The organism is Litorisediminicola beolgyonensis (genome assembly GCF_042679605.1).
Taxonomy (GTDB): domain Bacteria; phylum Pseudomonadota; class Alphaproteobacteria; order Rhodobacterales; family Rhodobacteraceae; genus Litorisediminicola; species Litorisediminicola beolgyonensis.
On sequence record NZ_JBHTMU010000014.1, the window covers coordinates 1 to 23,525 of the forward strand.

General features: G+C 67.1%; 22 protein-coding genes. 7 read left to right on the top strand and 15 right to left on the bottom strand.

The window, feature by feature from the left end; genetic code table 11:
* Positions 1-4: 4 nt before the first annotated feature.
* The 6 genes from ACFQ4E_RS09400 to ACFQ4E_RS09425 all read right to left on the bottom strand — a co-directional run bounded on the left by ACFQ4E_RS09400 (position 5) and on the right by ACFQ4E_RS09425 (position 5,981).
* Positions 5-1,198, bottom strand: a complete 1,194-nt coding sequence (locus ACFQ4E_RS09400) for a 3-deoxy-D-manno-octulosonic acid transferase (RefSeq protein ID WP_386802882.1) — start codon at positions 1,196-1,198, stop codon at positions 5-7.
* Positions 1,199-1,201: 3 nt separating this feature from the next.
* A complete protein-coding gene (locus tag ACFQ4E_RS09405; protein ID WP_386802884.1) occupies positions 1,202-1,444 on the bottom strand; it encodes a DUF4170 domain-containing protein in 243 nt (80 codons plus the stop codon).
* Positions 1,445-1,636: 192 nt separating this feature from the next.
* Entirely contained in the window at positions 1,637-2,431 is a 795-nt protein-coding gene (locus ACFQ4E_RS09410; RefSeq protein ID WP_386802886.1) for an inositol monophosphatase family protein, read from the bottom strand.
* On the bottom strand, positions 2,418-3,764 hold the full coding sequence (locus tag ACFQ4E_RS09415; protein ID WP_386802888.1) for a TldD/PmbA family protein: 1,347 nt from the start codon (positions 3,762-3,764) through the stop codon (positions 2,418-2,420). Before ACFQ4E_RS09415 ends, ACFQ4E_RS09410 begins: the two co-directional genes overlap by 14 nt.
* 209 nt (positions 3,765-3,973) lie before the next feature.
* Positions 3,974-5,512 carry an alanine/glycine:cation symporter family protein gene (locus ACFQ4E_RS09420; RefSeq protein WP_386802890.1) on the bottom strand — a complete coding sequence of 513 codons (1,539 nt, stop codon included), beginning with the start codon at positions 5,510-5,512 and terminating at the stop codon, positions 3,974-3,976.
* 34 nt (positions 5,513-5,546) lie between these two features.
* Entirely contained in the window at positions 5,547-5,981 is a 435-nt protein-coding gene (locus tag ACFQ4E_RS09425; RefSeq protein ID WP_386802892.1) for a universal stress protein, read from the bottom strand.
* Between the two features lie 290 nt (positions 5,982-6,271).
* On the opposite strand from ACFQ4E_RS09425, the gene ACFQ4E_RS09430 reads away from it, so the two are divergent.
* A complete protein-coding gene (locus tag ACFQ4E_RS09430; RefSeq protein WP_386802894.1) occupies positions 6,272-8,047 on the top strand; it encodes a SulP family inorganic anion transporter in 1,776 nt (591 codons plus the stop codon).
* On the opposite strand, the gene ACFQ4E_RS09435 is transcribed toward ACFQ4E_RS09430, so the two are convergent.
* Both ACFQ4E_RS09435 and ACFQ4E_RS09440 read right to left on the bottom strand, forming a co-directional pair.
* Positions 7,994-8,704: a metallophosphoesterase family protein gene (locus tag ACFQ4E_RS09435; RefSeq protein WP_386802896.1), complete on the bottom strand. Its 711-nt coding sequence runs from the start codon at positions 8,702-8,704 to the stop codon at positions 7,994-7,996. The genes ACFQ4E_RS09430 and ACFQ4E_RS09435 overlap by 54 nt on opposite strands.
* A 10-nt stretch (positions 8,705-8,714) precedes the next feature.
* A complete protein-coding gene (locus ACFQ4E_RS09440; RefSeq protein ID WP_386802898.1) occupies positions 8,715-9,659 on the bottom strand; it encodes a LysR family transcriptional regulator in 945 nt (314 codons plus the stop codon).
* A gap of 173 nt (positions 9,660-9,832) precedes the next feature.
* Here ACFQ4E_RS09440 and ACFQ4E_RS09445 point away from each other — a divergent pair, with 173 nt between their 5' ends.
* Together ACFQ4E_RS09445 and ACFQ4E_RS09450 are read left to right on the top strand one after the other, a co-directional pair.
* Positions 9,833-10,291 (top strand): cupin domain-containing protein, encoded by a 459-nt coding sequence (locus ACFQ4E_RS09445; protein ID WP_386802900.1) that lies wholly within the window; start codon positions 9,833-9,835, stop codon positions 10,289-10,291.
* Positions 10,288-10,659, top strand: coding sequence for a hypothetical protein (locus tag ACFQ4E_RS09450; RefSeq protein WP_386802902.1), 372 nt, complete (start codon positions 10,288-10,290; stop codon positions 10,657-10,659). Before ACFQ4E_RS09445 ends, ACFQ4E_RS09450 begins: the two co-directional genes overlap by 4 nt.
* A 142-nt stretch (positions 10,660-10,801) precedes the next feature.
* Here the strand turns inward: ACFQ4E_RS09450 and serA are convergent, their stop codons facing one another.
* Together serA and ACFQ4E_RS09460 are read right to left on the bottom strand one after the other, a co-directional pair.
* The gene (gene serA, locus ACFQ4E_RS09455) at positions 10,802-12,397 is read right to left on the bottom strand and encodes a phosphoglycerate dehydrogenase (RefSeq protein WP_386802904.1); all 1,596 of its coding nucleotides are present in this window, start codon (positions 12,395-12,397) and stop codon (positions 10,802-10,804) included.
* A 79-nt stretch (positions 12,398-12,476) separates the two neighbouring features.
* Positions 12,477-13,631: a phosphoserine transaminase gene (locus ACFQ4E_RS09460; RefSeq protein WP_386802906.1), complete on the bottom strand. Its 1,155-nt coding sequence runs from the start codon at positions 13,629-13,631 to the stop codon at positions 12,477-12,479.
* Between the two features lie 160 nt (positions 13,632-13,791).
* Here ACFQ4E_RS09460 and serB point away from each other — a divergent pair, with 160 nt between their 5' ends.
* Positions 13,792-14,661, top strand: a complete 870-nt coding sequence (serB, locus tag ACFQ4E_RS09465) for a phosphoserine phosphatase SerB (protein ID WP_386802908.1) — start codon at positions 13,792-13,794, stop codon at positions 14,659-14,661.
* 16 nt (positions 14,662-14,677) lie between these two features.
* On the opposite strand, the gene ACFQ4E_RS09470 is transcribed toward serB, so the two are convergent.
* The gene (locus tag ACFQ4E_RS09470) at positions 14,678-15,676 is read right to left on the bottom strand and encodes an asparaginase (RefSeq protein WP_386802910.1); all 999 of its coding nucleotides are present in this window, start codon (positions 15,674-15,676) and stop codon (positions 14,678-14,680) included.
* Positions 15,677-15,846: 170 nt separating this feature from the next.
* Between ACFQ4E_RS09470 and ACFQ4E_RS09475 the strand changes: the two genes are divergently transcribed.
* The 3 genes from ACFQ4E_RS09475 (at position 15,847) to ACFQ4E_RS09485 (ending at position 18,315) form a co-directional block, all read left to right on the top strand.
* The gene (locus ACFQ4E_RS09475; RefSeq protein WP_386802912.1) at positions 15,847-16,377 is read left to right on the top strand and encodes an invasion associated locus B family protein; all 531 of its coding nucleotides are present in this window, start codon (positions 15,847-15,849) and stop codon (positions 16,375-16,377) included.
* Positions 16,378-16,510: 133 nt separating this feature from the next.
* Positions 16,511-17,689, top strand: a complete 1,179-nt coding sequence (gene rlmN / locus ACFQ4E_RS09480; RefSeq protein WP_386802914.1) for a 23S rRNA (adenine(2503)-C(2))-methyltransferase RlmN — start codon at positions 16,511-16,513, stop codon at positions 17,687-17,689.
* The gene (locus ACFQ4E_RS09485) at positions 17,689-18,315 is read left to right on the top strand and encodes a hypothetical protein (protein WP_386802916.1); all 627 of its coding nucleotides are present in this window, start codon (positions 17,689-17,691) and stop codon (positions 18,313-18,315) included. Before rlmN ends, ACFQ4E_RS09485 begins: the two co-directional genes overlap by 1 nt.
* A gap of 65 nt (positions 18,316-18,380) precedes the next feature.
* On the opposite strand, the gene ACFQ4E_RS09490 is transcribed toward ACFQ4E_RS09485, so the two are convergent.
* The 4 genes from ACFQ4E_RS09490 to dnaJ form a co-directional block, all read right to left on the bottom strand.
* On the bottom strand, positions 18,381-19,286 hold the full coding sequence (locus ACFQ4E_RS09490; RefSeq protein ID WP_386802918.1) for a LysR family transcriptional regulator: 906 nt from the start codon (positions 19,284-19,286) through the stop codon (positions 18,381-18,383).
* 202 nt (positions 19,287-19,488) lie between these two features.
* The gene (locus tag ACFQ4E_RS09495; protein WP_386802920.1) at positions 19,489-20,049 is read right to left on the bottom strand and encodes a type 1 glutamine amidotransferase domain-containing protein; all 561 of its coding nucleotides are present in this window, start codon (positions 20,047-20,049) and stop codon (positions 19,489-19,491) included.
* A 135-nt stretch (positions 20,050-20,184) separates the two neighbouring features.
* Positions 20,185-22,206, bottom strand: coding sequence for an FAD-dependent oxidoreductase (locus ACFQ4E_RS09500; protein WP_386802922.1), 2,022 nt, complete (start codon positions 22,204-22,206; stop codon positions 20,185-20,187).
* Between the two features lie 106 nt (positions 22,207-22,312).
* Entirely contained in the window at positions 22,313-23,464 is a 1,152-nt protein-coding gene (dnaJ, locus tag ACFQ4E_RS09505) for a molecular chaperone DnaJ (RefSeq protein WP_386802924.1), read from the bottom strand.
* Positions 23,465-23,525 lie beyond the last annotated feature (61 nt).

Sequence of the window (23,525 nt, forward strand, 5' to 3'; positions counted from 1 at the left end):
CGCATCAGGCCACCTCGGGCGCGGGGGGCGCGTCGATCAGCTCGAAGGCGGCGTCGATGATCGCGTCGGTGACCTCGGCGCCCTGGCTGACGATCTCCCAGCCCGCCATCGCCATGGCCGCGGCCCGGTCCGGCGCGACAAGCTGCGCGACCGCGCCGCCCAGGCTGTCGGTATCGCGCACGATCCGCGCCGCGCCCGCATCGACGAGCCGCGTATAGGCGGTCAGGTGCCGTCCGACATTGGGGCCGTAGAGAATGGCGGAGCCAAGAGCGGCGGCCTCGAAGGGATTGGTGCCGCCTTCGCCGGGCATCAGCGAGCCGCCGAGGAAGCTGAGCGGTGCGAGCCGGTACCAGAGGCCGAGCTCGCTGGCGTCGCCGCAAAGCAGGATCTGGGTGTTCTCGTCCGGCATCTCGTCCGCGTCCCAGAGACACAGCCGCGCGCCGCTATCGCGCGCGACGGCCTCGGCCTCGGCGGCATCCTCGACGGTTTGCGGCACGATCACGAGGAGAAGCCGATGCGCCAGGCGCGCGGCGCGCAGATGCGCGTCGATCACCGCCCGGGCCTCGGGGGCGCGCAGGCGGGCAGCAAGCCAGAGCGGGCGCGCGGCGAGGATCTGGGCGGTCTCCTCATGTGCCGTATCCGAGCAATCGAGCGCCGGGGGAATGTCCGTGAGCGGGCCTGCCGCGCGGATGCGGGCGCTCTCGACGCCCGACCGGCGGAGCGCCCGGCTCGCCTCTGCGGAGGTCGCGTAGATCTGCGAGAAAAGCTGGAGCGTCGCGGGCGCCGCATCCGGCATCCAGCGGGCGGCGGGCGTGCTGAACGGCTCTTCCCCGGCATTGACGAGGATCATCGGCCCCGTGGCCGCGGCGATCAGCGCCGGGCTGAGATCGTAGCCGCTCCAGACACCGAGATCGGGGCGCCAGGTCGCGTGGAAGCGCGCCGCATCCGACGGCGTATCCGCGGGCAAGGTCAGATCGGGCTGCTCCCATGCGCCGGTTCTGAGGAGCGAGAGATCGGGGCGCTGCTGGATCATCCGCTGCGCCAAGGTCTCGAGCGGGGCGGTGTCGGCCCGGCTGCAGGCATGCAACCACAGGAGCGCGCCCTTCGGCCGCTCCGGCGCGTCCGGGCCGGGCCCCGCCGCGCCCCTTGCCCGGGCCAGCGCGAGATAGGCCCGAAGAGAGAACGCCCGCCGCGGCAAGGCCTAGACGCCAAGTTCCTCGGTCGGGGAGGCCGGTGTCCCCTCGTCGCGAAGACGGTGCAGATGCGCGATGAAGTAGCGCATATGGGCGTTGTCGACGGTACGGTGCGCCTCGGCCTTCCAGGCATCGTAAGCCTTGGCGTAATCGGGATAAATCCCGACGATATGGATGTCGTCCACGTTCTTGAACTGGTTCTTCGAGGGTGAGACGAGCTCGCCGCCGAAGACGAGGTGCAGACGCTGCATGTGAGGGCTCCGAGGCTGTGATGTCAGGGATTGGCCATAAGCGTAAAGCTGCCGCTCTGCGAGCACAAGGTCGCGTGCCCTGCCACGCGCCGAGATGCGCGCGCGATGATGCCACGACAGGCACCGCGGCGGGTCAGTGCGACAGGCGGGGGCGATCAGTGCTTTGGAGGGCGAACCGCTGACGCGTTCGGCTCAGGCGACCGGCGGGTGATCCAGGGCCTGCATCACCTCGCCCCAGACGCCTTCCGGGCCCGCCACGACGCCGTCGGCCTGGGGGTGGGCGGCGTTGAAGCGCAGGGGGGCGCCGCGGCGGTCGGTGACGCGGGCTCCGGCCTCGGTGCAGATCAGCGCGCCCGCGGCGATGTCCCATTCCCAGGACGGGCGGAAGGTGAACATCGCGTCGAAGCGGCCCTCGGCCACGAGGGCGAGGCGGTAGGCGAGCGACGGGCGGTGGGAGCGGCGGAAGCGCGGCGGGGCGCCCTTCCAGAAGCGGGGATCGAGATTGGGGCGGGTGGTCAGAACCTCGGCCTCGGCCAGCGCGGCCCGGGACGAGGCGCGGAGCGCCCGGCCATTCAGCGTCGCGCCTTCGCCGCGCGCGGCGGCGTAGAGCCGCGAGACCACCGGCAGGTAGACGACCGCCGCGGTGATCTCGCCGCCCCGCGCGATGGCCAGGGAATGCGCCCAGATGTCGGAGCCGTCGATGAAGCTGCGGGTGCCGTCGATCGGGTCGATGATGAAGGTGGCGGGCGCGTCGAGCCGCGCGGGGTCGTCGGCGCTTTCCTCGCTGAGCCAGCCATACTCGGGTCGGGCGCTGCGCAGCATGTCCTCGAGCACCGCGTTCACGGCGAGATCGGCATTGGTGACCGGCCCCGCGCCTCCGGGCTTCTCGGTGACCATCAGCGGTCGGCCCGCGTGACGGATCGCGATCTCGCCCGCGGCCTCTGCGGCGGTCAGGAGAAGTGCCAGATCGCCGTCACTCTCCGGCAAGGGTGAGACCTTCGACGAGAAGCGAGGGCACGACGCGCGAGAGCCAGGGCCGCGCATCGTTGGCTGGCAGGAGCGTCTTCAGCATCTCCGGAAGCGAGCCCGCGATGGTGACGCCCGAGACCGGGTATTTCGGGACGCCGTTCTCGATCCACATCCCCGCTGCCCCGCGCGAGTAATCGCCGGTATTGGGGTTGATCGTCGCGCCGATCATCGAGGTGACGAGCAGCCCGGTGCCCATCTCGGCCATCAGGTCGGCCTGGCTGCGGTCCGATTGCGACAGCGCGATATTCCAGTTCGACGGGTTGGGGCCCGAGGCGATGGCGCGGGCGGCATTGGCGGTGCTCTGAAGCCCGAGCTTGCGCGCGGTGGCCAGATCGAGCGTCCAGCCGGTGAGAATGCCGTCCTCGACGATCGCCCGCTGGCGGGTCGGCAGACCTTCGGCATCGAAGGGGCGGGAGCCGGTGGCCCGGCGGCGGCGCGGGTCCTCGGTCAGCGAGAGCGCGCGCGGCAGGACCTGCTTTCCGAGAAGATCGCGCGCCCAGGACCCGCCCCGGGCGATGGCCGCGCCGTTGATCGCCGAGAGGAGATGACCGATCAGGCTCGACGAGACACGCTCGTCGAAGAGCACCGGATAGGCGCCGGTCTTCGGGCGGCGGGGGTTCAGGCGCGCGAGCGTGCGCTCGGCGGCGCTGGTGCCGATATCCTCGGGGCTGCGCAGATCGGTCTGGAAGATGCGGCTGTCGCCGTCGTAGTCGCGCTCCATGCCGGTCCCCTCGCCCGCGATGGCCACAAGCGAGGTCGAGCGCGAGGAGCGGCTGTAGCCGCCAGAGAAGCCGTTGGTCGCGGCGAGATGGATGCGGCTCGCGCCGTAGCCCGCTGAGGCCGCGTCGATCCGGGTGATGCCCTTGACCGCCATGGCCGCGGCCTCGGCGCGCTTGGCATCCTCCTCGAGATCGGCGGGCGACGGTTCCGGCGCCGGGTCGTAAAGCTCGAGCGCATCGACTTGGATGTCGCGGGCCAGCGCGTCGGGATCGGCGAGGCCGATATAGGGGTCCTCGGGCGCTTCGCGGGCCATGGCGATGGCGCGGGTGGCCATCGCCTCCATCGTCTCGGGGCGGATGTCGGAGGCGGAGATGGTCGCGGAGCGCTGGCCGAGAAGGACGCGCAGACCGAGCTCCACCGCCTCGGAGCGCTCGGCCTGTTCCAGGGTGCCGCCACGCACGTCGATGGAGACCGAGCGCCCGTCGATGGCGAGCGCGTCGGCCGCGTCGGCTCCGGCGCGTTTGGCGGCGGCGAGAAGCGCCTGGGTCAGGGAGGCGAGGTCGTGGGCCATGTCCGGTCCTGTCTGTGGATGGATCAGACCTAGGCCGCAGCGGGCGACGGCGCAAGGCGGCCCGGCGGTCGCGGGTTCGGCGGGGCGCCCGGTTTGGCGCGGAGAGCGCAGATTTGGGAGGGATCGGGGACTGCGTCGCGGCGTTTGATACGGCTCGCGAGCGCGCGAGGAGGTGGAGCGGCGCGTGAGCGCCGCCCCGAGGTCTTGCGTCAGGAGAACTTCTTGATCTCTCCGGAGCGAAGCTTGGCGGTGTAGTTCTTCAGCTCCCGCTTCACGATCGGCATCAGGAAGTAGAGGCCGATCACGTTGACCACCGCCATGGCGAAGATCGCCGCGTCGGAGAAGTCGATCACCGGGCCGAGGTTCGAGGCCGCGCCGATGATGACGAAGAGGCAGAAGATCACCTTGAAGATGACCTCCTTGGTCTGGCCCTCGCCGAAGAGGAAGGTCCAGGCCTTGAGGCCGTAATAGGACCAGCTCAGCATGGTCGAGAAGGCGAAGAGGATCACCGCGATGGCGAGCACGTATTTGAACCCGTCGATGGAAGACGAGAACGCCGCCGAGGTCAGTGCCACGCCCGATGTGCCGCCCACGGTCTCGATCGCACCGCTTTCGGTGACCATGTAGAGGCCGGTTTCGGGATCGGACACGAGCTGCCCGGTGATGATGATCACCAGCGCGGTCATGGTGCAGACCACGACCGTGTCGATGAAGGGCTCGAGCAGGGACACGAAGCCCTCGGTGATCGGCTCCTTGGTCTTCACCGCGGAGTGCGCGATGGCCGCCGAGCCGACGCCCGCCTCGTTCGAGAAGGCCGCCCGCTTGAAGCCCTGGATCAGCGCGCCGACAAAGCCGCCCGCGACGCCGAGGCCGGTGAAGGCACCTTCGAAGATCTGCCCGAAGGCCCAGCCGATCTGGTCGGCGTTCATCAGGATGATGATCAGCGCGGTGCCGACATAGAGCACGCCCATGAAGGGCACGACCTTTTCGGTGACCCGCGCGATGGACTTGAGGCCGCCGACGATCACCGCAAAGACGATGGCCGCGAAGATCACGCCGGTGATCCAGCCCGGATAGTCGCCCAGTACGTTCGCGAGCTGCGCATGCGCCTGGTTGGCCTGGAACATGTTGCCGCCGCCCAGCGCGCCGAGGATACAGAAGATCGAGAAGAGGACGGCGAGGATGCCGCCTCCGGGCAGGTTACGCTCCTTGAAGCCCTTGGTGAGGTAGTACATCGGCCCGCCCGAGACGGTGCCGTTCTCGAACTCGTTGCGGTATTTCACGCCGAGCGTGCATTCGGTGAACTTGGACGCCATGCCCATGAGACCCGCGAGGATCATCCAGAACGTGGCCCCCGGTCCCCCGATGCCGATGGCGACCGCGACGCCCGCGATATTGCCGAGACCCACCGTGCCCGACAGCGCGGTCGCGAGCGCCTGGAAGTGGCTGACCTCGCCCGCGTCATTGGGGTCGGAATAATCGCCTTTGACCAGCGCGATGGAGTGGCCGACCCAGCGAAGCTGGACGAAGCCGAAATAGAGCGTGAAGACGGTGGCCGCGATCACCAGCCAGCCGACGATCCAGGGGAAGCTGGTGCCGGGAAAGTTCGAGAAGATGAGGCTGACGAACCAGCCGGTCGAGCTTGCGAAGATGGCGTTCACCTGCTCGTCGATGCCCTGCGCGGCGGCCGGAGCGGCCAGCGCGACGAGGGCAAGGGCGGCGAGCGCGCCCGGGAAGACCTTGTTCATGTCGAAAATCCTGTCCTGTCCTGAAATGGCGGCGTCACGGCACGATCGTGCAGGGCACGGGCGCGAGCTGCACCAGCGTGGCGGCGGTCGAGCCGAAGAAGCGCGCGGCGAAGCCGCCATGCCCGTCGCGACCGACGATGATCTGGCTGGCGCCTCTTTCTTTGGCAACTTTCATCAGAAGTTCCGCCGTATGGCCGTAGTTGATCTGGGTTTCGACCGAGATCCCCTCGTCTTCGAGTCGCGTTTTGACCGGGGCGATGACCGCGCTTTCGGCACGGGCAAGCTCTTCGCGGCGCCGCGAATGCCGCTCTTCCAGTTCCTCGGGCGTGAGGAAGGAATAGGGTGACCATTCGAGGACATGCACGAGGACGATCCTCGAATCCTGCTTCTTGGCCACGTCGACCGCATGGGCAAGCGCCCGTTCGGCGGTATCGCTGGCGTCGTATCCGACGACCAAAGTTCCTGACATGATGAATATCCCCCTGTCCTGTCGCTGATGTGGACCGGTTTCGAGACCGGTCGTCTTGAGGCGATGCAGCCGGGGAAAGCCTCGGAAATCTGGCCGAACTCCAATCATTGGCCTGCGAAATAAACGGATGGCAGGCGAAATGCAGATGCATGCCGCCGGGTTTCCCCAATTCTACAAGGGGAAGCGTGGGCCGCTGCTGCACGGTTCGTCAAGCGTCGCGAGGGGGGACTATACAAATTCACTAATATGAATATATAGACAAGCGAAACGTCCTGACGGAGACTCACCCCATGACCGGCCGCCCTTCCCAGACCCGCCGCGTCGCCCGCTACCTGCCGATCCTCGACTGGGGACGGCGCTATGATCGCGATACCGCGGTCAATGACGGTTTGGCCGCGGTGATCGTGACGATCATGCTCATTCCGCAGTCCCTGGCCTATGCTCTCCTTGCCGGGTTGCCGCCGGAAATGGGTCTTTATGCGTCGATCCTGCCGCTCGTGGCCTACGCGATCTTCGGCACGTCGCGCACGCTCGCCGTCGGCCCCGTCGCGGTGGTGTCGCTGATGACCGCGTCGGCCATCGGCACGCTCGGACTGACCGACCCGGCGCAGATTGCGCTGGCGGCGGGCACGCTGGCCTTCGCGTCCGGCGCCATCCTTCTGGCTCTGGGCTTCCTGCGGCTGGGATTTCTGGCGAATTTCCTCAGCCACCCGGTGATCGCGGGGTTCATCACGGCCTCGGGCCTCCTGATCGCGGCCTCGCAGCTTCGGCACATCCTGGGTATCTCGGGCGGCGGGCACACGCTGGTCGAGATCGGCCACGGGCTCTGGCAGAACCTCGGCGGCACCAACCTGCCGACCCTGATCATCGGGGGCAGCGCGCTGGCCTTCCTGTTCTGGGTCCGCAAGGGGCTGAAGCCGCTCCTTCTGAGCCGCGGCGTCGGGCCGCGCCTTGCCGACATCCTGACCAAGGCCGGTCCCGTCGGAGCCGTGGCCGTCACGACGCTCGCGAGCTGGGCGTTCGACCTTCACTCCCACGGCGTCTCCATCGTCGGAACCGTGCCGATGGGCCTGCCGCCGCTCACCCTGCCCGCGCTCGATCCCGAGCTCTGGCGCGCGCTCTTCGTGCCCGCGCTCCTGATCTCGATCATAGGCTTCGTCGAATCCGTCTCGGTCGCGCAAACCCTCGCTGCCAAGCGGCGACAGCGCATCGTTCCCGACCAGGAGCTGATCGGCCTCGGTGCCTCGAACGTCGCCGCTGCCGTGACCGGCGGCTATCCAGTGACCGGCGGCTTCGCCCGCTCGGTGGTCAATTTCGACGCGGGCGCCGAGACCCCCGCCGCGGGCGCCATGACCGCCATCGGCATCCTCCTGGCCGCACTCTTCCTGACGCCGCTTCTCTATTTCCTGCCGACCGCGACACTCGCCGCGACGATCATCGTGGCCGTCCTGAGCCTCGTCGACCTGCACGTCCTGAGCCGCGCCTGGAGTTACAACCGCGTCGATTTCGCCGCCGTGGCGGTGACGATCCTCGTCACCCTGACGCTCGGCGTCGAGGCCGGGGTGTCGGCGGGCGTGGCGCTGTCGATCGGCATGCATCTCTACAAGACGTCGAAGCCGCATGTGGCCGAGATCGGGCTGGTGCCGGGCACCCAGCATTTCCGCAACATCCTTCGCCACGACGTGACCACCGTTCCGCATCTGGTGGCGCTGCGGGTCGACGAGAGCCTCTACTTCGCCAATGCGAGCTTCCTTGAGGACTATGTCACCGAGCGCGTGCTGCGCAGCCCCGAGATCCGCGACGTGGTGCTGCTGTTCTCGGCGGTGAACGAGGTCGACCTGTCGGCGCTCGAAACGCTCGAGGCGATCAACCGGCGGCTGGCGGATATGGGTATCCGGCTGCACCTGTCGGAGGTGAAGGGGCCGGTGATGGACCGGCTCAAGCGCTGCTCGTTCCTCGACGAGATGACCGGCGAGGTCTTCCTGTCGCACTATGACGCTTGGGCGAGACTCTCAGAGCCGCGCCCGGCCGAAGGCGGTGAGGACGAAGGCGTCGCGGCCCAGTAGCACCGCGGCATGGAGCGGGCGGCCATAGGCCGCGCCGCCATCCATGTTGAGCCGGTTGCCGTAATGGATCGGCGCGTCGATGGCGGTATGGCCATGCACGACGAGCCGCCCGTGATCGCCTGTTTCGTCAAGGAACGGATCGCGGATCCAGAGAAGGTCGGCCTCGTCCTGCGCATCGAGCGGCACGCCGGGGCGGATGCCCGCATGGGCGAAGACCTGCGTCTCGGTGACGTGCATCGTTTCAAGCGCGCGCAGGAAGGCGATATGCGTCTCGGGGATCGCCTGAAGCGCCTCTTCCCGGATTTCGGAGACCGGGCGGGTGTCGGGGCAGTCGACACCGTAGGAGGCGAGCGTGGCGCGACCGCCCATGTTGCGCGACAGCCAGAAGCGGCCCTCGCCGCGACCAGTCCCGTCGAGAAAGTCGAGCATGGTCCGGTCATGGTTGCCGCAGAGGGTGACCCAGGCCGCACCGTTGGCCCGCCCCGCGATCAGGCGCTCGATCACGCCGCGGCTGTCCGGCCCGCGGTCGACATAGTCGCCGAGGAACACCACCGGCGCACCCGCCGCCGGGTCCTCGTCGATCAGCGCCAGCACGCGCTCGAGCTCGCCAAGATGGCCGTGGATGTCGCCCAAGGCGAAAATCGGGTCTTCGTCCATGCCCCTCGACCTATGGCGCGTCGGTGCCCGCGTCCAGCGGCGCGGTCAGATCGGCGATCTGTTCTCGCAGCCAGCGATGGGCCGGATTCTCGGTCGAGCGGCGGTGCCAGATCATCGAGACCGTCGCGACGGGCACCGGCATCGGCTGGCGATAGAGCGCGAGCCCGATCCGGTCGGCGACGTGGTTTGCGTATTGCACCGGCAGAAGCGCGATCATCTCGGACCGGGCCACAGCGCCCGCCACGCCCGAGAAGAACGGCATGGTCATCGCGACCTTGCGCTTGCGCCCCAGCCGCGCCAGCGCGGCGTCGCCCATCGCGGTCATGTTGCCCTCGGGCGAGAACAGCACATGCGCCATGTCGCAATAGAGATCGAGCGGGATGGTGTCGCCCGGGGCGATCCCGGCGCGGCGCAGGCGGGCATTGTTTTGCGAAGCGACCGTCACGAAAGGCGAGCGGAAGAGCGGCTGGTGCGCGATCCAGTCGGGAAAGCTCATGTTGGGGATGAAGGCCATGTCGACCTGGTAGCGCTCGATGGTGTCGACATAGCTGTCGGGCACCAGATCGACGAGCTGGACGCGTATCCCCGGAGCGCGTCTCTGCAGCCGGTCGCCGAGCTGGGGGACCAGGAGCTCCGCGAAGAAATCGGCACCGGAGAGCTTGAACCGGGCCTCGGTCTGCAGCGGGTCGAAACGCTCGGGGCTGAGGAGCGTTTCGGCCTCCTCGAGCAGGCGGCGCAGCGGCTCCTGCAGACCGGCGGCGAAATCGGTCGGCACGAGCCCCCTCCCCTGCCGCAGGAACAACGGATCCGAGAGCGCGTGGCGCAGGCGCCCGAGCGCTGCCGAGACCGCGGGCTGCGAGAGGCCCAGCTTGCGACCGGCCTCGGTCGTCGACCCGGTCGCGAGAAGGGCGTCGAGGATGCGCAGGAGGTTCAGGTCGAAATTCGTGAAATTCATGAACCCAATTTCTAACATAAGATCAATCAATTTCCGATATGGAAAGGCATGGGCTAGCGTCAGCATATTGCAAGAGACCGGCAGGTATTTTTCTCGAGCGCCAATTTCGGCTTTCCGCTCAGGCTCTTGCGATACGGCCTTTTAGGCCCCGCTGATGACCTAAGGAGACGACAATGAATAACTCGATCCTCGGCCCCGATGCGGCCGACTGGAATGGTACGCTCTACAAGTCCATTCTCGCGACCGAAGACTCGCAGGGCGCGATGTCGATTACCGACAGTGTCAGCCCGCCAAACTCCGGACCGCCCCGCCATATCCACCACGATGCCGACGAGGTCTTCGTGATCCTCTCGGGCGAGTGCGAGTTTTGGCTCGCGGGTGAGACCTTCTACCGGGGCCCCGGCGAGACCGCGTTCATTCCGCGCGGCGTCGAGCACACGTTCCGGGTCGTGGGCGACGCGCCCTGCCGCCACCTGCTGATCCTGACCCCGGGCGGTTTCGAAGGCTTCTTCTACGAGATGGCGTCCGAGAAGCGCCGCATCCCCGAGGACATGGACGCCATCGTCGAGGCGGGCGAGCGGTTCCATCTCAGCTTCACCGGGCCGCCGCTCGGCACGGAGGGCGCGGCATGAAGGGGATCTCGTTGTCGTTCATGGTGATCGGCGTCCTGGCGGTGCTGGTCGGGATGGGCTGGGGCATCCAGATGTCCGCAACCGGCGATCACACCCTGTCGCCCGCCCACGCCCATTTGAACCTGCTCGGCTTCGTGACGATGTCGATCTACGCGTTCTTCTACCACCTGGTGCCGCGTGCGGCGGAAGGCGGGCTCGCCAAGGCGCATTTCGGTCTCGCGGTGCTCGGCCTTGTGACCGTCGTCCCGGGGATCGTCATGGCGATCACGGGCGCAGGCGAGGGTCTCGCCAAGATCGGCTCGGTGCTTACGCTCCTGTCGATGCTGGTCTTTCTCGTCGTGGTGCTGACCCGCGGCCGGGCGGCCTGATCCATCGCTCACGGATCGGTTTGTAGAGGGGCGTCGCGCGCGAGCGCGGCGCCTCGCTTGTTTCGGCTGTGGCAAAAAGAAACAGCCGCCACGCCGGAGGGCGGGCGGCTGTCGCATGGGGTATGTCGTTCGACGAAAGCCGTCAGGCGACGTCGAAGGTCAGCGGTTTGACCTGCTGGAACATGCCGGTCTTCACCAGCTTGTCGATCACCGGCGACGGCACCGGCTCGTCGACATAGAGAAGCGCGATGGCCTCGCCCTTGATGCCCGACCGGCCCAGGGTGAAGTTCGCGATGTTCACGCCGTTCTCGCCCATCGTCTGGCCGAGCGTGCCGATGATGCCCGGCACGTCCTCGTTGGTGGTGTAGAGCATGTGGTTGCCGATCTCGGCGTCGATATTGATGCCCTTGATCTGGATGAAGCGCGGCTTGCCGTCCGAGAACACCGTGCCCGCGATCGAGCGCTCGCGCTTCTCGGTGACCACGGTGACCTTTATGTAGCCCTCGAACGCACCGGTCTGGGCCTGGTTGGTCGTGGCGATCTTGATGCCCTTCTCCTTGGCCACCAGCGGCGCGGAGACCATGTTCACGTCCGGGTTGGCGCGCTTCATGATGCCCGCGATGACCGAGCAGTTCAGCGCCGCGAGGTTCATCTCGGCGACCGAGCCGTCGTAGAGGATGTTGATCGCCTTGATCGGCTCGTCGGTCATCTGGCCGATGAAGCTTCCGAGGTGATCGGCAAGCTTGATCCACGGACCCATGACCTTGGCCTCCTCGGCGGTGACCGACGGCATGTTGAGCGCGTTGGTCACGGCACCGGTCAGGAGGTAGTCGGACATCTGCTCGGCAACCTGGAGGGCCACGTTTTCCTGCGCCTCAGTGGTGGCCGCGCCCAGATGCGGCGTGCAGACGACGTTCGGCAGACCGAAAAGCGGGTTTTCCGTCGCGGGTTCGACCGAGAACACGTCGAAGGCGGCGCCCGCGACATGGCCGGATTTCAGGGCCTCGGCCAGCGCCTCTTCATCGACGAGACCGCCGCGGGCGCAGTTGATGATCCGCACGCCCTTCTTCGTTTTGGCGATGTTCTCGGCCGAGAGGATGTTGCGGGTCTGGTCGGTCAGCGGCACGTGCAGGGTGATGAAATCGGCGCGCGCCAGAAGGTCGTCGAGCTCGACCTTCTCGACACCCATCTTCTCGGCCTTCTCCTGGCTCAGATAGGGGTCGTAGGCCGCGACCTTCATCTTGAGACCGCGCGCGCGGTCGCAGACGATGCCGCCGATATTGCCGGCGCCGATGACACCGAGCGTCTTGCCGGTCAGCTCGACCCCCATGAATTTCGATTTTTCCCACTTGCCGGCATGGGTCGAGGCCGAGGCCTCGGGGATCTGGCGCGCGACGGCGAACATCATCGCGATGGCGTGCTCGGCGGTGGTGATCATGTTGCCGAAGGGGGTGTTCATGACGATCACACCCTTCTTCGACGCCGCTTCGCGGTCGACATTGTCGACCCCGATCCCGGCGCGGCCGATGACCTTGAGGTTGTCGGCGGCGGCGAGGATCTTCTCGGTCACCTTGGTGGCCGAACGGATGGCGAGGCCGTCATACTGGCCGATGACCTCGAGGAGCTTGTCCTTGTCCTTGCCGAGATCGGGCTGGAAATCGACATCGATGCCGCGGTCGCGGAAGATCTGCACGGCGGCGTCGGAGAGCTTGTCGGAAATGAGAACGCGGGGGGCCATGTCTATGGTCCTTCTAGGAGTACTTGGGAATGTCCGGGCGCCCGCAGAATTTTAAGCTAAAATTCTGCAGGCGAAGGGCTCAGGCGGCTTGCGACTGGGCGTCGATCTCGGCGTGGAACGCCCAGTCGAGCCAGGGCAGCATCGCCTCGAGATCCGAGGTCTCGACCGTGCCACCGCACCAGATGCGCAGGCCCGCGGGCGCGTCGCGATAGGCGCCGACATCGAGCGCCACGCCTTCGGCTTCGAGCCGCTTCTGCACCGCCTTGGCGAAAGCCGCCGGATCGGAGATGCGCGCGTCGGTGAACTTCAGGCAGACGCTGGTGTTCGATCGCGTGGCCGGATCCGTCGCGAGGTTCTCGATCCAGTCATTGGCCTCGCAGAACGCCCAGACCGCGTTTGCGTTGCGGTCGGCGCGGTCCATCAGCCCCTTCAGGCCGCCCACGGAGCGCGCCCAGTCCAGCGCGACGAGGTAATCCTCGACCACGAGCATAGAGGGGGTGTTGATGGTCTCTCCCTTGAAGATGCCCTCGATCAGCTTGCCGCCCTTGGTCATGCGGAAGATCTTCGGCAGCGGCCAGGCGGGGGTGTAGCTTTCCAGGCGCTCGACGGCGCGCGGGCTCAGGATCAGCATGCCATGCGCGGCTTCGCCGCCCAGCACCTTCTGCCAGGAGAAGGTTACGACATCGAGCTTGTCCCAGGGCAGGTCCTGCGCGAAGGCCGCCGAGGTGGCGTCGCAGATCGTCAGGCCACCGCGGTCGGCGGGGATCGCATCGCCGTTCGGCATGCGCACGCCCGAGGTGGTGCCGTTCCAGGTGAAGACGACATCGGTGTCGTAGTCGAGCGCCGCCATGTCGACGATCTCGCCATACTCGGCGGTCTTCACCTCGGCATCGATCTTGAGCTGCTTGACCACGTCGGTGACCCAGCCTGCGCCGAAGCTTTCCCAGGCGACCATGGTGGCCTTGCGGGCGCCGAGAAGCGACCACATCGCCATCTCGACGGCGCCGGTGTCCGAGGCGGGCACGATGCCGATGCGATAGTCGGCGGGCACGCCGAGGATGTCTCGGGTCTCTTCGATCGCGGCTTTCAGCTTGTCCTTGCCGATGGCGGCACGGTGCGACCGGCCGAGGGCCGCGTCGGACAGCTTGTCGAGCGAGAAAACGGGGGGTTTGGCGCAGGGGCCAGAGGAGAACCGCGGATTGGCCGGCCGCGATGCCGGTTTCGTCAGTGCCATTGCTGCTATCCTTCCAGATAAGCGCCCCTCGTTGGGGAGGGGTGTCCCACGGGCGGAGCTACGCCTGCCGGGGCGGTTCCACAAGACGGAAAATGTCGCTAAGGGGCGCGCAACAGTCTCATTCCGTCGCCCGCGCGACCTCTATCGGAAACCTGTCCCCATGTTCGTCGTCACGCTCATCGCCCGCCCCGGAACTCTCGACCCCGCGCTGGTCGATGCCTTGCGCAACGCCTGGGGTGGCGGCTCGGCGCAATGGCTGGCGCCGGACGAGGCGGCGGAGTTTCCCGTGGCTGCCATGCCCTCGAACCTCTGGGAGGTCTGGTCGGAGTGCCAGTCGCAGCGGGTCGACCTGGTGGTCCAGCCCGCCGAGGGGCAGCGCAAGCGGATGCTTCTGGCGGACATGGATTCGACGATGATCCAGCAGGAATGCATCGACGAGCTGGCCGAGGAGGCCGGGGTCGGCGACCGGGTGCGCGAGATCACCGCGCGGGCGATGAATGGCGAGCTCGATTTCGAGGGCGCGCTGACCGCGCGGGTCGGCTTGCTCGAAGGTCTCGATGCCGGCGTCATCGCGCGGGTTCTGGACGAACGGATCACCTTGATGCCGGGCGGGCGCGAGCTCGTTGCGACCATGCGCGCGGCCGGAGGCTATGCCGCGCTGGTCTCGGGCGGGTTCACCGATTTCACCAGCTCCATCGCCGAGACGCTCGGCTTCGACGAGCACCGCGCCAACACGCTCCTGCAGGAGAACGGCGCGCTCACCGGTCAGGTCGCGCGACCGATCCTTGGGCGCGAGGCGAAGGTGCAGGCCCTGGCCGAGATCACCGCGCGGCTGGGCCTCTCCGAAGAGGAGGTCATCGCCGTGGGCGACGGGGCGAACGATCTGGGCATGCTCGTGCGCGCCGGAACCGGGGTCGCGCTCCATGCCAAGCCGAGCGTGCAGGAGGCCTGCGACATCCGGGTGAATTTCGGCGACCTGACAGCGCTCCTGTTCCTGCAGGGCTACGCGAAGACCGAATTCGTCACCTGAGGGCCGTCAGGCCCTCTCAGGCCAGAAGCCCCGGAGCGGGACGAATCTCGCCCGTTTTCACGCCGCGGCGGTTCGGGATCTCAGGATTGAGGAACGCCGCAACGTCCGGGTGATCGGCCGAAGCCGCGCCCAGCCGGACCAGAAGCGCGGCGATCGCACATTCCGCACCGCGGGTCGCGCCGTCGATGCATTTGACCGCGATGCCGAAGCCGCGCTCGGGCAGGATCGCGGTGAAATAGCCCTCGGCCCCGGTCTTGACCGCGACGGGCTCGGTCGCCGCCTGCATCAGCCGCGTGCAGGCGCGGCCCTCGCCCGCAACCAGCATCGGATGCGCCATCATCGCCTCGCGCAACGCGATCATCGCCCGGCCCGCCACATCCGCCTCGGTCGCCGAGGCGAAGCGCGCCATGGCGCGCGCCATCCCGTGCATGCTGGTCGCGAAGTTCGGAGCCGAGCAGCCGTCGATGCCGTAGCCGGGGCTGGTCATGCCGGTCAGGTCCTCGAAGATCTCGAGACAGGCGCGCTGCACCGGGTGGTCGGTCTCGTGATACTCGGGTCCGCCGCCCAGGTGCTGGTTCAGCGTCAGGAAGCCCGCATGCTTGCCCGAGCAGTTGTTGTGAAGCTGGTTTGGCGGGATGTCGTGCTTGATGTTGTGGATCTTTAGCGCCCGGTCGCGTGTCGGCTGGGCACCACAGCGCAGATCGTCCTCAGAGAGCCCCCGATCCGACAGCCAGGCCGCGACGCGGTCGATATGGATCGGCGCGCCCTCGTGGCTCGCACAGGCCAGGGCGAGTTGTTCGCTCGTCAGCCCCGCCGCCTCGGCGGCCCCGGAGGTCACGAGCGGCATCGCCTGGATCATCTTGGCGGAGCTGCGCGGCAGGATGATCGCCTCGGGGTCGCCCCAGGCCTCGACGATATCGCCGGTCGCGTCGCAGATCACCGCGTGGCCGACATGATGGCTCTCGGCGATGTCGCCGCGCCAGATCTCGGCGAAGGGGGCGGGAGATCGGGGCATGGATCGGGTCCTCACGCTTTGGCGATTATCTGCCGTTGGGGCTTTTCCGCGCCTGCGAAATCGGGCTAGTGTGCGCCCGGTCGGTACGGGTTTCGTCGCGGCAAGATAAGCCGTGGGCGCGAAGGCGCAACCCGGGCGACATGAGGTAGAGACGGCTGGAGGCCAGACGCATGAAAGCACGGATCACGAGCGCGCTGACCGGCGTGGCCCTGACGGTCGCCGCAACGCTGGCAGGCGCACAGGAAACGAGCACCAACCGGGTCGACGCGATGACCGACTGGTCGGTCTTCGAGGGTTCCGACCCGCGGGAATGCTGGGCGGTGACGACCTTCAAGGAAAGCGTGAACACCCGGGACGGGCGCGTGGTCTCGGTCAATCGCGGCGAGATCCTGTTGATGGTGTTCTACCGTCCGGGCGCCGAGGTGCAGGGCCAGGTCGCCTTTACCGGCGGCTATCCCTTCGCGGAGGGCTCGCCGGTGAACGTCAATATCAGCGGCACCGAATTCGAGTTCTTCGTCGAGGGCGAATGGGCTTGGCCCGCCTCGCCGCAGGACGACGCCAAGGTCGTCACGGCGATGAAGCGCGGTGCCGAGGCAATCGTGACGGCGCGCTCCTCGCGCGGGACCACGACGAAAGACACCTTCTCGCTTCTGGGCTTCACCGCCGCGGTCGAGGACGCCGAGAAGCGCTGCGCGAGCTGAGACGCGCCCGCATCGACAGACCCGACGCCGCGACCCTCCGTCGCGGCGTTTTTCGTTGCGACACCGCCAAATCCTTTTGGTTTCGCGACGCATTTCCTATATGCAGCCCACTTCTCGCAGAAAGGGCTTCGCCATGGATGCAACCGCACCGATCACGCAGGATCTCGTCACCATTCCGCGCAAGGCGCCGGAGGGGCTGCCGAATCTCGTCGGCCTGACGCGCCCTGCCCTGCGCGATGCTCTGCTTGAGATCGGCGTGCCCGAGAAGCAGGTGAAGATGCGCGTGAACCAGCTCTGGCAGTGGGTCTACCACTGGGGCGTCCGCGATTTCGCCGAGATGACCAATCTTGCCAAGGACTTCCGCGCCAAGCTCGCCGAGCATTTCGAGATCCGCCTGCCCGAGCTTGTCTCAAAGCACGTCTCCGCCGACGGCACCCGGAAATACCTGGTGCGGATCGCGGGCGGGCACGAGGTCGAGGTGGTCTACATCCCCGAAGCGGATCGCGGCACGCTCTGCATTTCCTCGCAGGTGGGCTGCACGCTGACCTGTTCGTTCTGCCATACCGGCACGCAGAAACTGGTGCGCAACCTGACCGCGGGCGAGATCGTCGGCCAGATCATGCTGGCGCGCGACGATCTGGGCGAATGGCCGCTGCCCGGTGCGCCGAAGAACGAGACCCGGCTTCTGTCGAACATCGTGCTGATGGGCATGGGCGAGCCGCTCTACAATTTCGACAATGTGCGCGATGCGATGAAGATCGCGATGGATGGCGAAGGGATCGCGCTGTCGCGTCGCCGGATCACGCTCTCGACAAGCGGCGTCGTGCCCGAGATCGCCCGCTGCGCCGAAGAGATCGGCTGCCTCATGGCGGTGAGCTTCCACGCCACCACCGACGAGGTGCGCGACAAGCTCGTGCCGATCAACAAGCGCTGGAACATCGAGACGCTCCTGACCGCGCTCAAGGAGTATCCGCGGCTGTCGAACTCGGAGCGGATCACCTTTGAATACGTGATGCTGAAGGACGTGAACGACAGCGACGCGGATGCGCGGCGGCTGGTGAAGCTGATCGCGGGCATCCCGGCGAAGATCAACCTCATCCCCTTCAACGAATGGCCCGGCGCGCCCTACGAGCGCTCGGACTGGTCGCGGATCGAGGCCTTCGCCGATATCGTCTACAAGGCGGGCTACGCCTCGCCGATCCGGACGCCGCGCGGCGAGGACATCATGGCGGCCTGCGGCCAGCTGAAAAGCGCGACCGAGCGCGCCCGCAAATCGCGCCGCGAGATCGAGGCGGAAACGCGCGGCGGCTGATGCTCGAGGCGCTCGCCGAGCGGATCGAGGCGCGCGAAGAGGCGCTCGGTGTCGGTCTCGGCTGGCGTCTGCTCTATTCCCCGGCCACGACGGTCGAGCACGCCCGGATCGCCTTCATCGGCCTCAATCCCGGTGGGCGGGCGGAAGATCCGCGACATGCCCAGCTGGCGCCGCCTCGGGGCAGCGCCTATCGCGACGAGGCCTGGGGCAGGCATCCCGCCGGCAGAGCGCCGTTGCAGGTCCAGGTCCAACGGATGTGCGCGCTTCTGGACGAGCCTGCCGAGCGGGTTCTGGCGGGCAATCTCGTGCCCTACCGCTCGCCCAGATGGACCGACCTGCCCGACCGCAAGGGTGCCGTCGCCTTCGGTCAGAGCCTTTGGTCCGAGATCCTGACCCGGGCCGCGCCCGAGCTGATCATCACCATGGGCGCAGAAGCCACGACGGCGGTCAGCGCCGTGTTCGGCAATCCGGAGCGGACGAAGCTGCCAGTCTCATGGGGCTCGGTCAGCGGACACCATGCAGCAGCGGGCGGTGTCCGGCTGGTCGGACTGCCGCATCTTTCGACCTTTCGGATCTTCGGACGACCCGCGAGCGCGGCGGCTCTGGAGCGGCTGTTCTTCGAATGAAAAATCCCCGGTCAGAGGACTGACCGGGGAAGGAATAGCCTTAGGAACAGGCTTGGGGAACGTCGTTACCAGTCCACGGGGCCCTTGTCCCCGAAAGTGTGGACGAGAAAGTCGATGAAGGCGCGGACCTTGGGCTGGGTGAACCGGCCCGGCGGGTAGACCGCGTAGATGCCCTGGGTTTCGGTCGGAAGCTCGGGGATCGCGTCCTCGACCAGCCCCTGCTCCAGCGCGTCGCCGTAGAGGAACGAGGGCAGGTAGGCGATGCCGAGACCGGCGATACAGGCGTTCAGGAGCGATTGTCCGTCATTGACCGACAGCCATCCCGCGGTGCGGACCTGGCGCTTTTCGCCCGACGGCGCCGTCACTTTCCACACATTGCCGGAGGCCTGGTTGGAATAGTGCAGAAGCTTGTGCTCGTTCAGATCGTCGATCCGGGTCGGGCGGCCGAACTTCTCGAAGTAGGCGGGCGCCGCGATCATCCGCTTTGTGGTCTCGGTCAGCTTGCGGGCGCGCAGGGTCGAGTCCTCTAGCTCGCCGATCCGAATCGCCATGTCGAAGCCTTCGGAGATCAGCTCGACATAGCGGTTGTTCAGGACCATGTTCACGGTGATGTCCGGGAATTCCGACAGGAACTCGCCGAGCACCGGGCTCAGGTGATTGACGCCGAAATCCGTCGCCACGGAAATCCGCAGAAGGCCCGAGGGCGCGGATTGCATCGAGGTGACAAGCGCGTCTGCCTCGCCCGCGTCGTTCAGGACACGGCGGGCGCGGTCGTAATAGGCAAGGCCGATCTCGGTGGGCGAGACCCGGCGGGTGGTTCTGTTCAAAAGCCGCGCTCCCAAACGTGCCTCGAGCGAGGACACGTGTTTGGACACGGCGGATTTCGAGATGCCCATCTTTTTCGCGGCATCGGTGAAGCCCCCCTGGTCTACCACCGTGGCGAAAGCCTCCATCTCGGTCAGGCGATCCATACCGGTCTCCTTAGATCGTCGGTCATGAGGAGAGGGTATCGCCCTCAATCTGGGCACAATCGCGGCGTGCTGCGGACAATTGAGGGGTATTTGCAAAGGTTGTCAGGCGGAAGGAAACGGTCGCGGCTGGGTTGTCCCCCAAAACGCAAGAAGACCGCGTCGGGGGGCGACGCGGTCCTCTCGCGGTGAAACCGGGTATGTCTTAGGCGGCCTTGCGGTCCTGCAGACCTGCCTCGATCTCTTCGACAATCTTAGCAGAAAATGCCGCCAAGTCACCGGGATTCCGGCTGGTGATGATTCCGTGGTCGGATACGACCGGCTCATCCACCCACTCGGCACCGGCATTGGCGACGTCGGTCTCGATCGATTTATACGAGGTCGCGCGGCGGCCTTTCAGGATGTCGGCCTCGACCAGGATCCAGGGCGCGTGGCAGATCGCGGCGATGGGTTTCCCGGCGTCGTGGAACTCCTTGACCAGTGCGATCACGTCCTTTTCGACGCGCAGGAGGTCCGGATTGATCTGGCCGCCGGGCAGGACAATGGCGTCATAGGCGGAGGCGTCGATATCGCCGAGCGCCTTGTCGACCGCGACCTCACGGCCCCAGTCGTCGCCGTCCCAGCCCTTGATCTTCTCGCCGTCGAGCGAGGCGATGTGCACGGACGCACCGGCATCGCGGAGCGAGTCGCGCGGGCTTTCCAGTTCGGATTGCTCGAAGCCGTGGGTAGCAAGGATCAGAATTTTCGATTCGTAGATGCGGGGCATGAAATGCCTCCTTTGCATGTCTATGGTTCGGATTGTGCGGTGGTCGGGAGTGACGCCCGACCTCTTGCACACCCAACGCATCACAGGGCGGCCTGTTCCGAAAACAGGCGCGAAACATGCAGGTTTCGCCCGATCTCAGAGCTCGGCGGCGAGCCGCGTGCCCTGGTCGATCGCGCGTTTCGCGTCGAGTTCCGCCGCGACATCGGCACCGCCGATGACATGCACCTCGACCCCGCTGTCCGAGAGCGCCTCGGCAAGCGAGCGCTCGCTAACCTGTCCCGCGCAAAGCACGACCGTGTCGCAGGCGATGAGCTCCGGGCGCTCGCGGGCCTCGTCATAGGAGACATGGAGCCCCTCGGCGTCGATCTTCTCATAATTCACGCCCGCCTTCATCTCGACCGCCTTCATCTGAAGCCCGGCGCGATGGATCCAGCCGGTGGTCTTGCCGAGACGCTTGCCCGGACGTTCGGTCTTGCGCTGCAGGAGCGTGACCTGCCGGGCGGGCGCGTCGGGCTGGGGACCTTCGGGGGCGAGGCCGGAGCGGGCCTCGGCGGGGTCCGTGACACCCCATTCGCGCATCCAGTCGGGCAGGCTGGTGGTCGGGCTGTCCTCGGTGACGAGGAACTCGGAGACGTCGAAGCCGATGCCGCCCGCGCCGATCACGGCGACACGCTTGCCCACCGGCGCACCGCGCAGGACCTCGATATAGGACAGGACGTTCGGGCCGTCCTGACCGGGGATCTCGGGATCGCGCGGCAGGACGCCGGTGGCGACGATCACGGTGTCGAACCCCGCCAGCGCCTCGGGGGTCGCACGGGTGCCGAGGCGGGTTTCGATGCCGCGCTTGGCGACCATGGTGCGGAACCAGTCGACGAGGCCCACGAACTCTTCCTTGCCGGGGATCTGCTTGGCGAGATTGAGCTGCCCGCCGATCTCGGAGGCCTGGTCGAAGAGCGTCACCCGGTGGCCGCGCTCGGCCGCGGTCAGGGCCGCCGAGAGGCCCGCCGGGCCCGCGCCGACGACGGCGATGTCCTTCGGCGTCTCGGTGGGCGTCAGGACGATCTCGGTCTCGCAGCAGGCGCGTGGATTGACGAGGCAGGAGGACACCTTGCCCTGGAAGGTATGGTCGAGGCAGGCCTGGTTGCAGGCGATGCAGGGCGCGATCTCGTCGGCGCGTCCGGCCTCGGCCTTGGCGACGAAATCGGCATCGGCGAGCCAGGGCCGCGCCATCGAGACCATGTCGGCGCAGCCCTCGGCCAGCACCTCTTCGGCCACGCCGGGGGTGTTGATGCGGTTCGAAGTGATGAGCGGGATCGACACCTGCCCCATCAGCTTCTTGGTGACCCAGGCGAAGGCCGCGCGGGGCACCGAGGTGGCGATGGTCGGGATCCGCGCCTCGTGCCAGCCGATCCCGGTGTTGAGGATCGTGGCGCCCGCTTCCTCGACCGCGCGGGCAAGCTGGACGACCTCGGCATGGGTCGAGCCGTTGGGCACGAGGTCGATCATCGAGATGCGGTAGATGACGATAAAATCCTCGCCCACGGCCTGGCGGACCCGGCGCACCACCTCGACCGGCAGGCGCATGCGGTTCTCGTAGGAGCCGCCCCAGCGATCTTCGCGCTTGTTGGTATGCGTGACGAGGAATTGATTGAGGAAATAGCCTTCCGATCCCATCACCTCGACACCGTCATAGCCCGCCTGCCGCGCGCGCTCGGCAGCGGTGGCGATGTCGGCGATCTGCTTCTCGATGCCGTCCTCGTCGAGCTCCACGGGCGTGAAGGGCGAGATCGGCGATTTGATCGCCGAGGGGGCGACGCATTCCTTTCCATAGGCGTAGCGGCCGGCATGGAGGATCTGCATCGCGATCTTGCCGCCGTCCTGATGCACCGCGTCGGTGACGCGGGCATGGTTGGCGAGATCCTGATCGGTGAAAAGGCCCGCAGCACCAGGGAACACCCCGCCTTCGCGGTTCGGCGCCATGCCGCCGGTGACCATGAGCCCCGCACCGCCCGCCGCGCGCGCGGCATAGAAGGCCGCCACGCGGTCCCAGTGTCCGGTCTCTTCGAGATTGGTGTGCATCGAGCCCATCAGCACGCGGTTCTTGAGCGTGGTGAAGCCGAGATCGAGCGGGGCGAGAAGATGCGGATACTGGGTCATGACGGGCCTCCCTTTGAGGAAGAGAGGTGGCACGGCAGGACCGTGCTGTCACGCGACACGTGACGTCAGAGCCAGCCGCGCCCCGACAGGGGCGCGGCCGGGGGCGTCAGCCCTTCATCGAGTCCCAGAAGCTCTTGACCGAGGAGAAGAAGCTCTTGCTCTCGGGGTTGTTGTCCTCGGAAAGCGCTTCGAACTCGCGCAGGAGCTCTTTCTGCTTGGTGGTCAGGTTCACCGGCGTCTCGACCGCGAGCTCGATGAACATGTCGCCCGCGGTGCCGCCCCGGAGCGCGGGCATGCCCTTGCCGCGAAGGCGCATCTGGCGGCCGGACTGGCTGCCTGCAGGGATCTTCACGCGGCTGCGCCCACCGTCAATGGTCGGCACCTCGATATCGCCGCCCAGCGCGGCGGCGGTCATCGAGACCGGCACGCGGCAGTGCAGCTCGGTGCCGTCACGCTCGAAGATCTTGTGCGGCGTGACCTCGATGAAGATGTAGAGATCGCCCGGAGGGCCTCCGCGCATGCCCGCTTCGCCTTCCCCGGCGAGACGGATGCGGGTGCCGGTTTCGACGCCTGCGGGGATGTTCACAGACAGCGCGCGCTCCTTCTGCACCCGGCCATTGCCGCCGCAGGTCGAGCACGGGTTCTTGATGATCTGGCCGAGGCCCGAGCAGGTCGGACAGGTCCGTTCGACCGTGAAGAAACCTTGCGTCGCGCGCACCTTGCCCATGCCCGAACAGGTCGGACAGGTGGTGGGCTCGGCGCCACCTTCGGAACCGGAGCCGCTGCACGAGCCGCACTGCACGCTGGTCGGCACGGTGATGGTCTTCTGCAGACCGCCATAGGCCTCTTCCAGCGTAACGCGGAGATTGTAGCGCAGGTCGGCACCGCGCGCGGCGCGGCTGCGACCCCCGCGGCCGCCGCCCATGAAATCGCCGAAGAGATCGTCGAACACGTCCGAGAAGGCCGAGGCGAAATCGCCCTGGCCGCCGCCGAAGCCGCCGCCCGGACGGCCACCGCCGCCGCCCATGCCGCCCTCGAAGGCGGAATGGCCGAACCGGTCATAGGCCGCCTTCTTGTCGGCGTCCTTCAGGACCTCGTAAGCCTCGTTGGCTTCCTTGAACTGCGATTCGGCCTCGGGGTTGTCGGCATTGCGGTCGGGATGCAGCTCTTTCGCCTTCTGGCGATAGGCTTTCTTGATCTCCTCCGCCGACGCACCCTTCTTGATGCCGAGCACATCGTAATAGTCGCGTTTGGACATCACTGCCCCTCCTCAGTTCGGAACGTGAATGGGCCGGCCCATCTGCCGGGCCGGCCCTTCA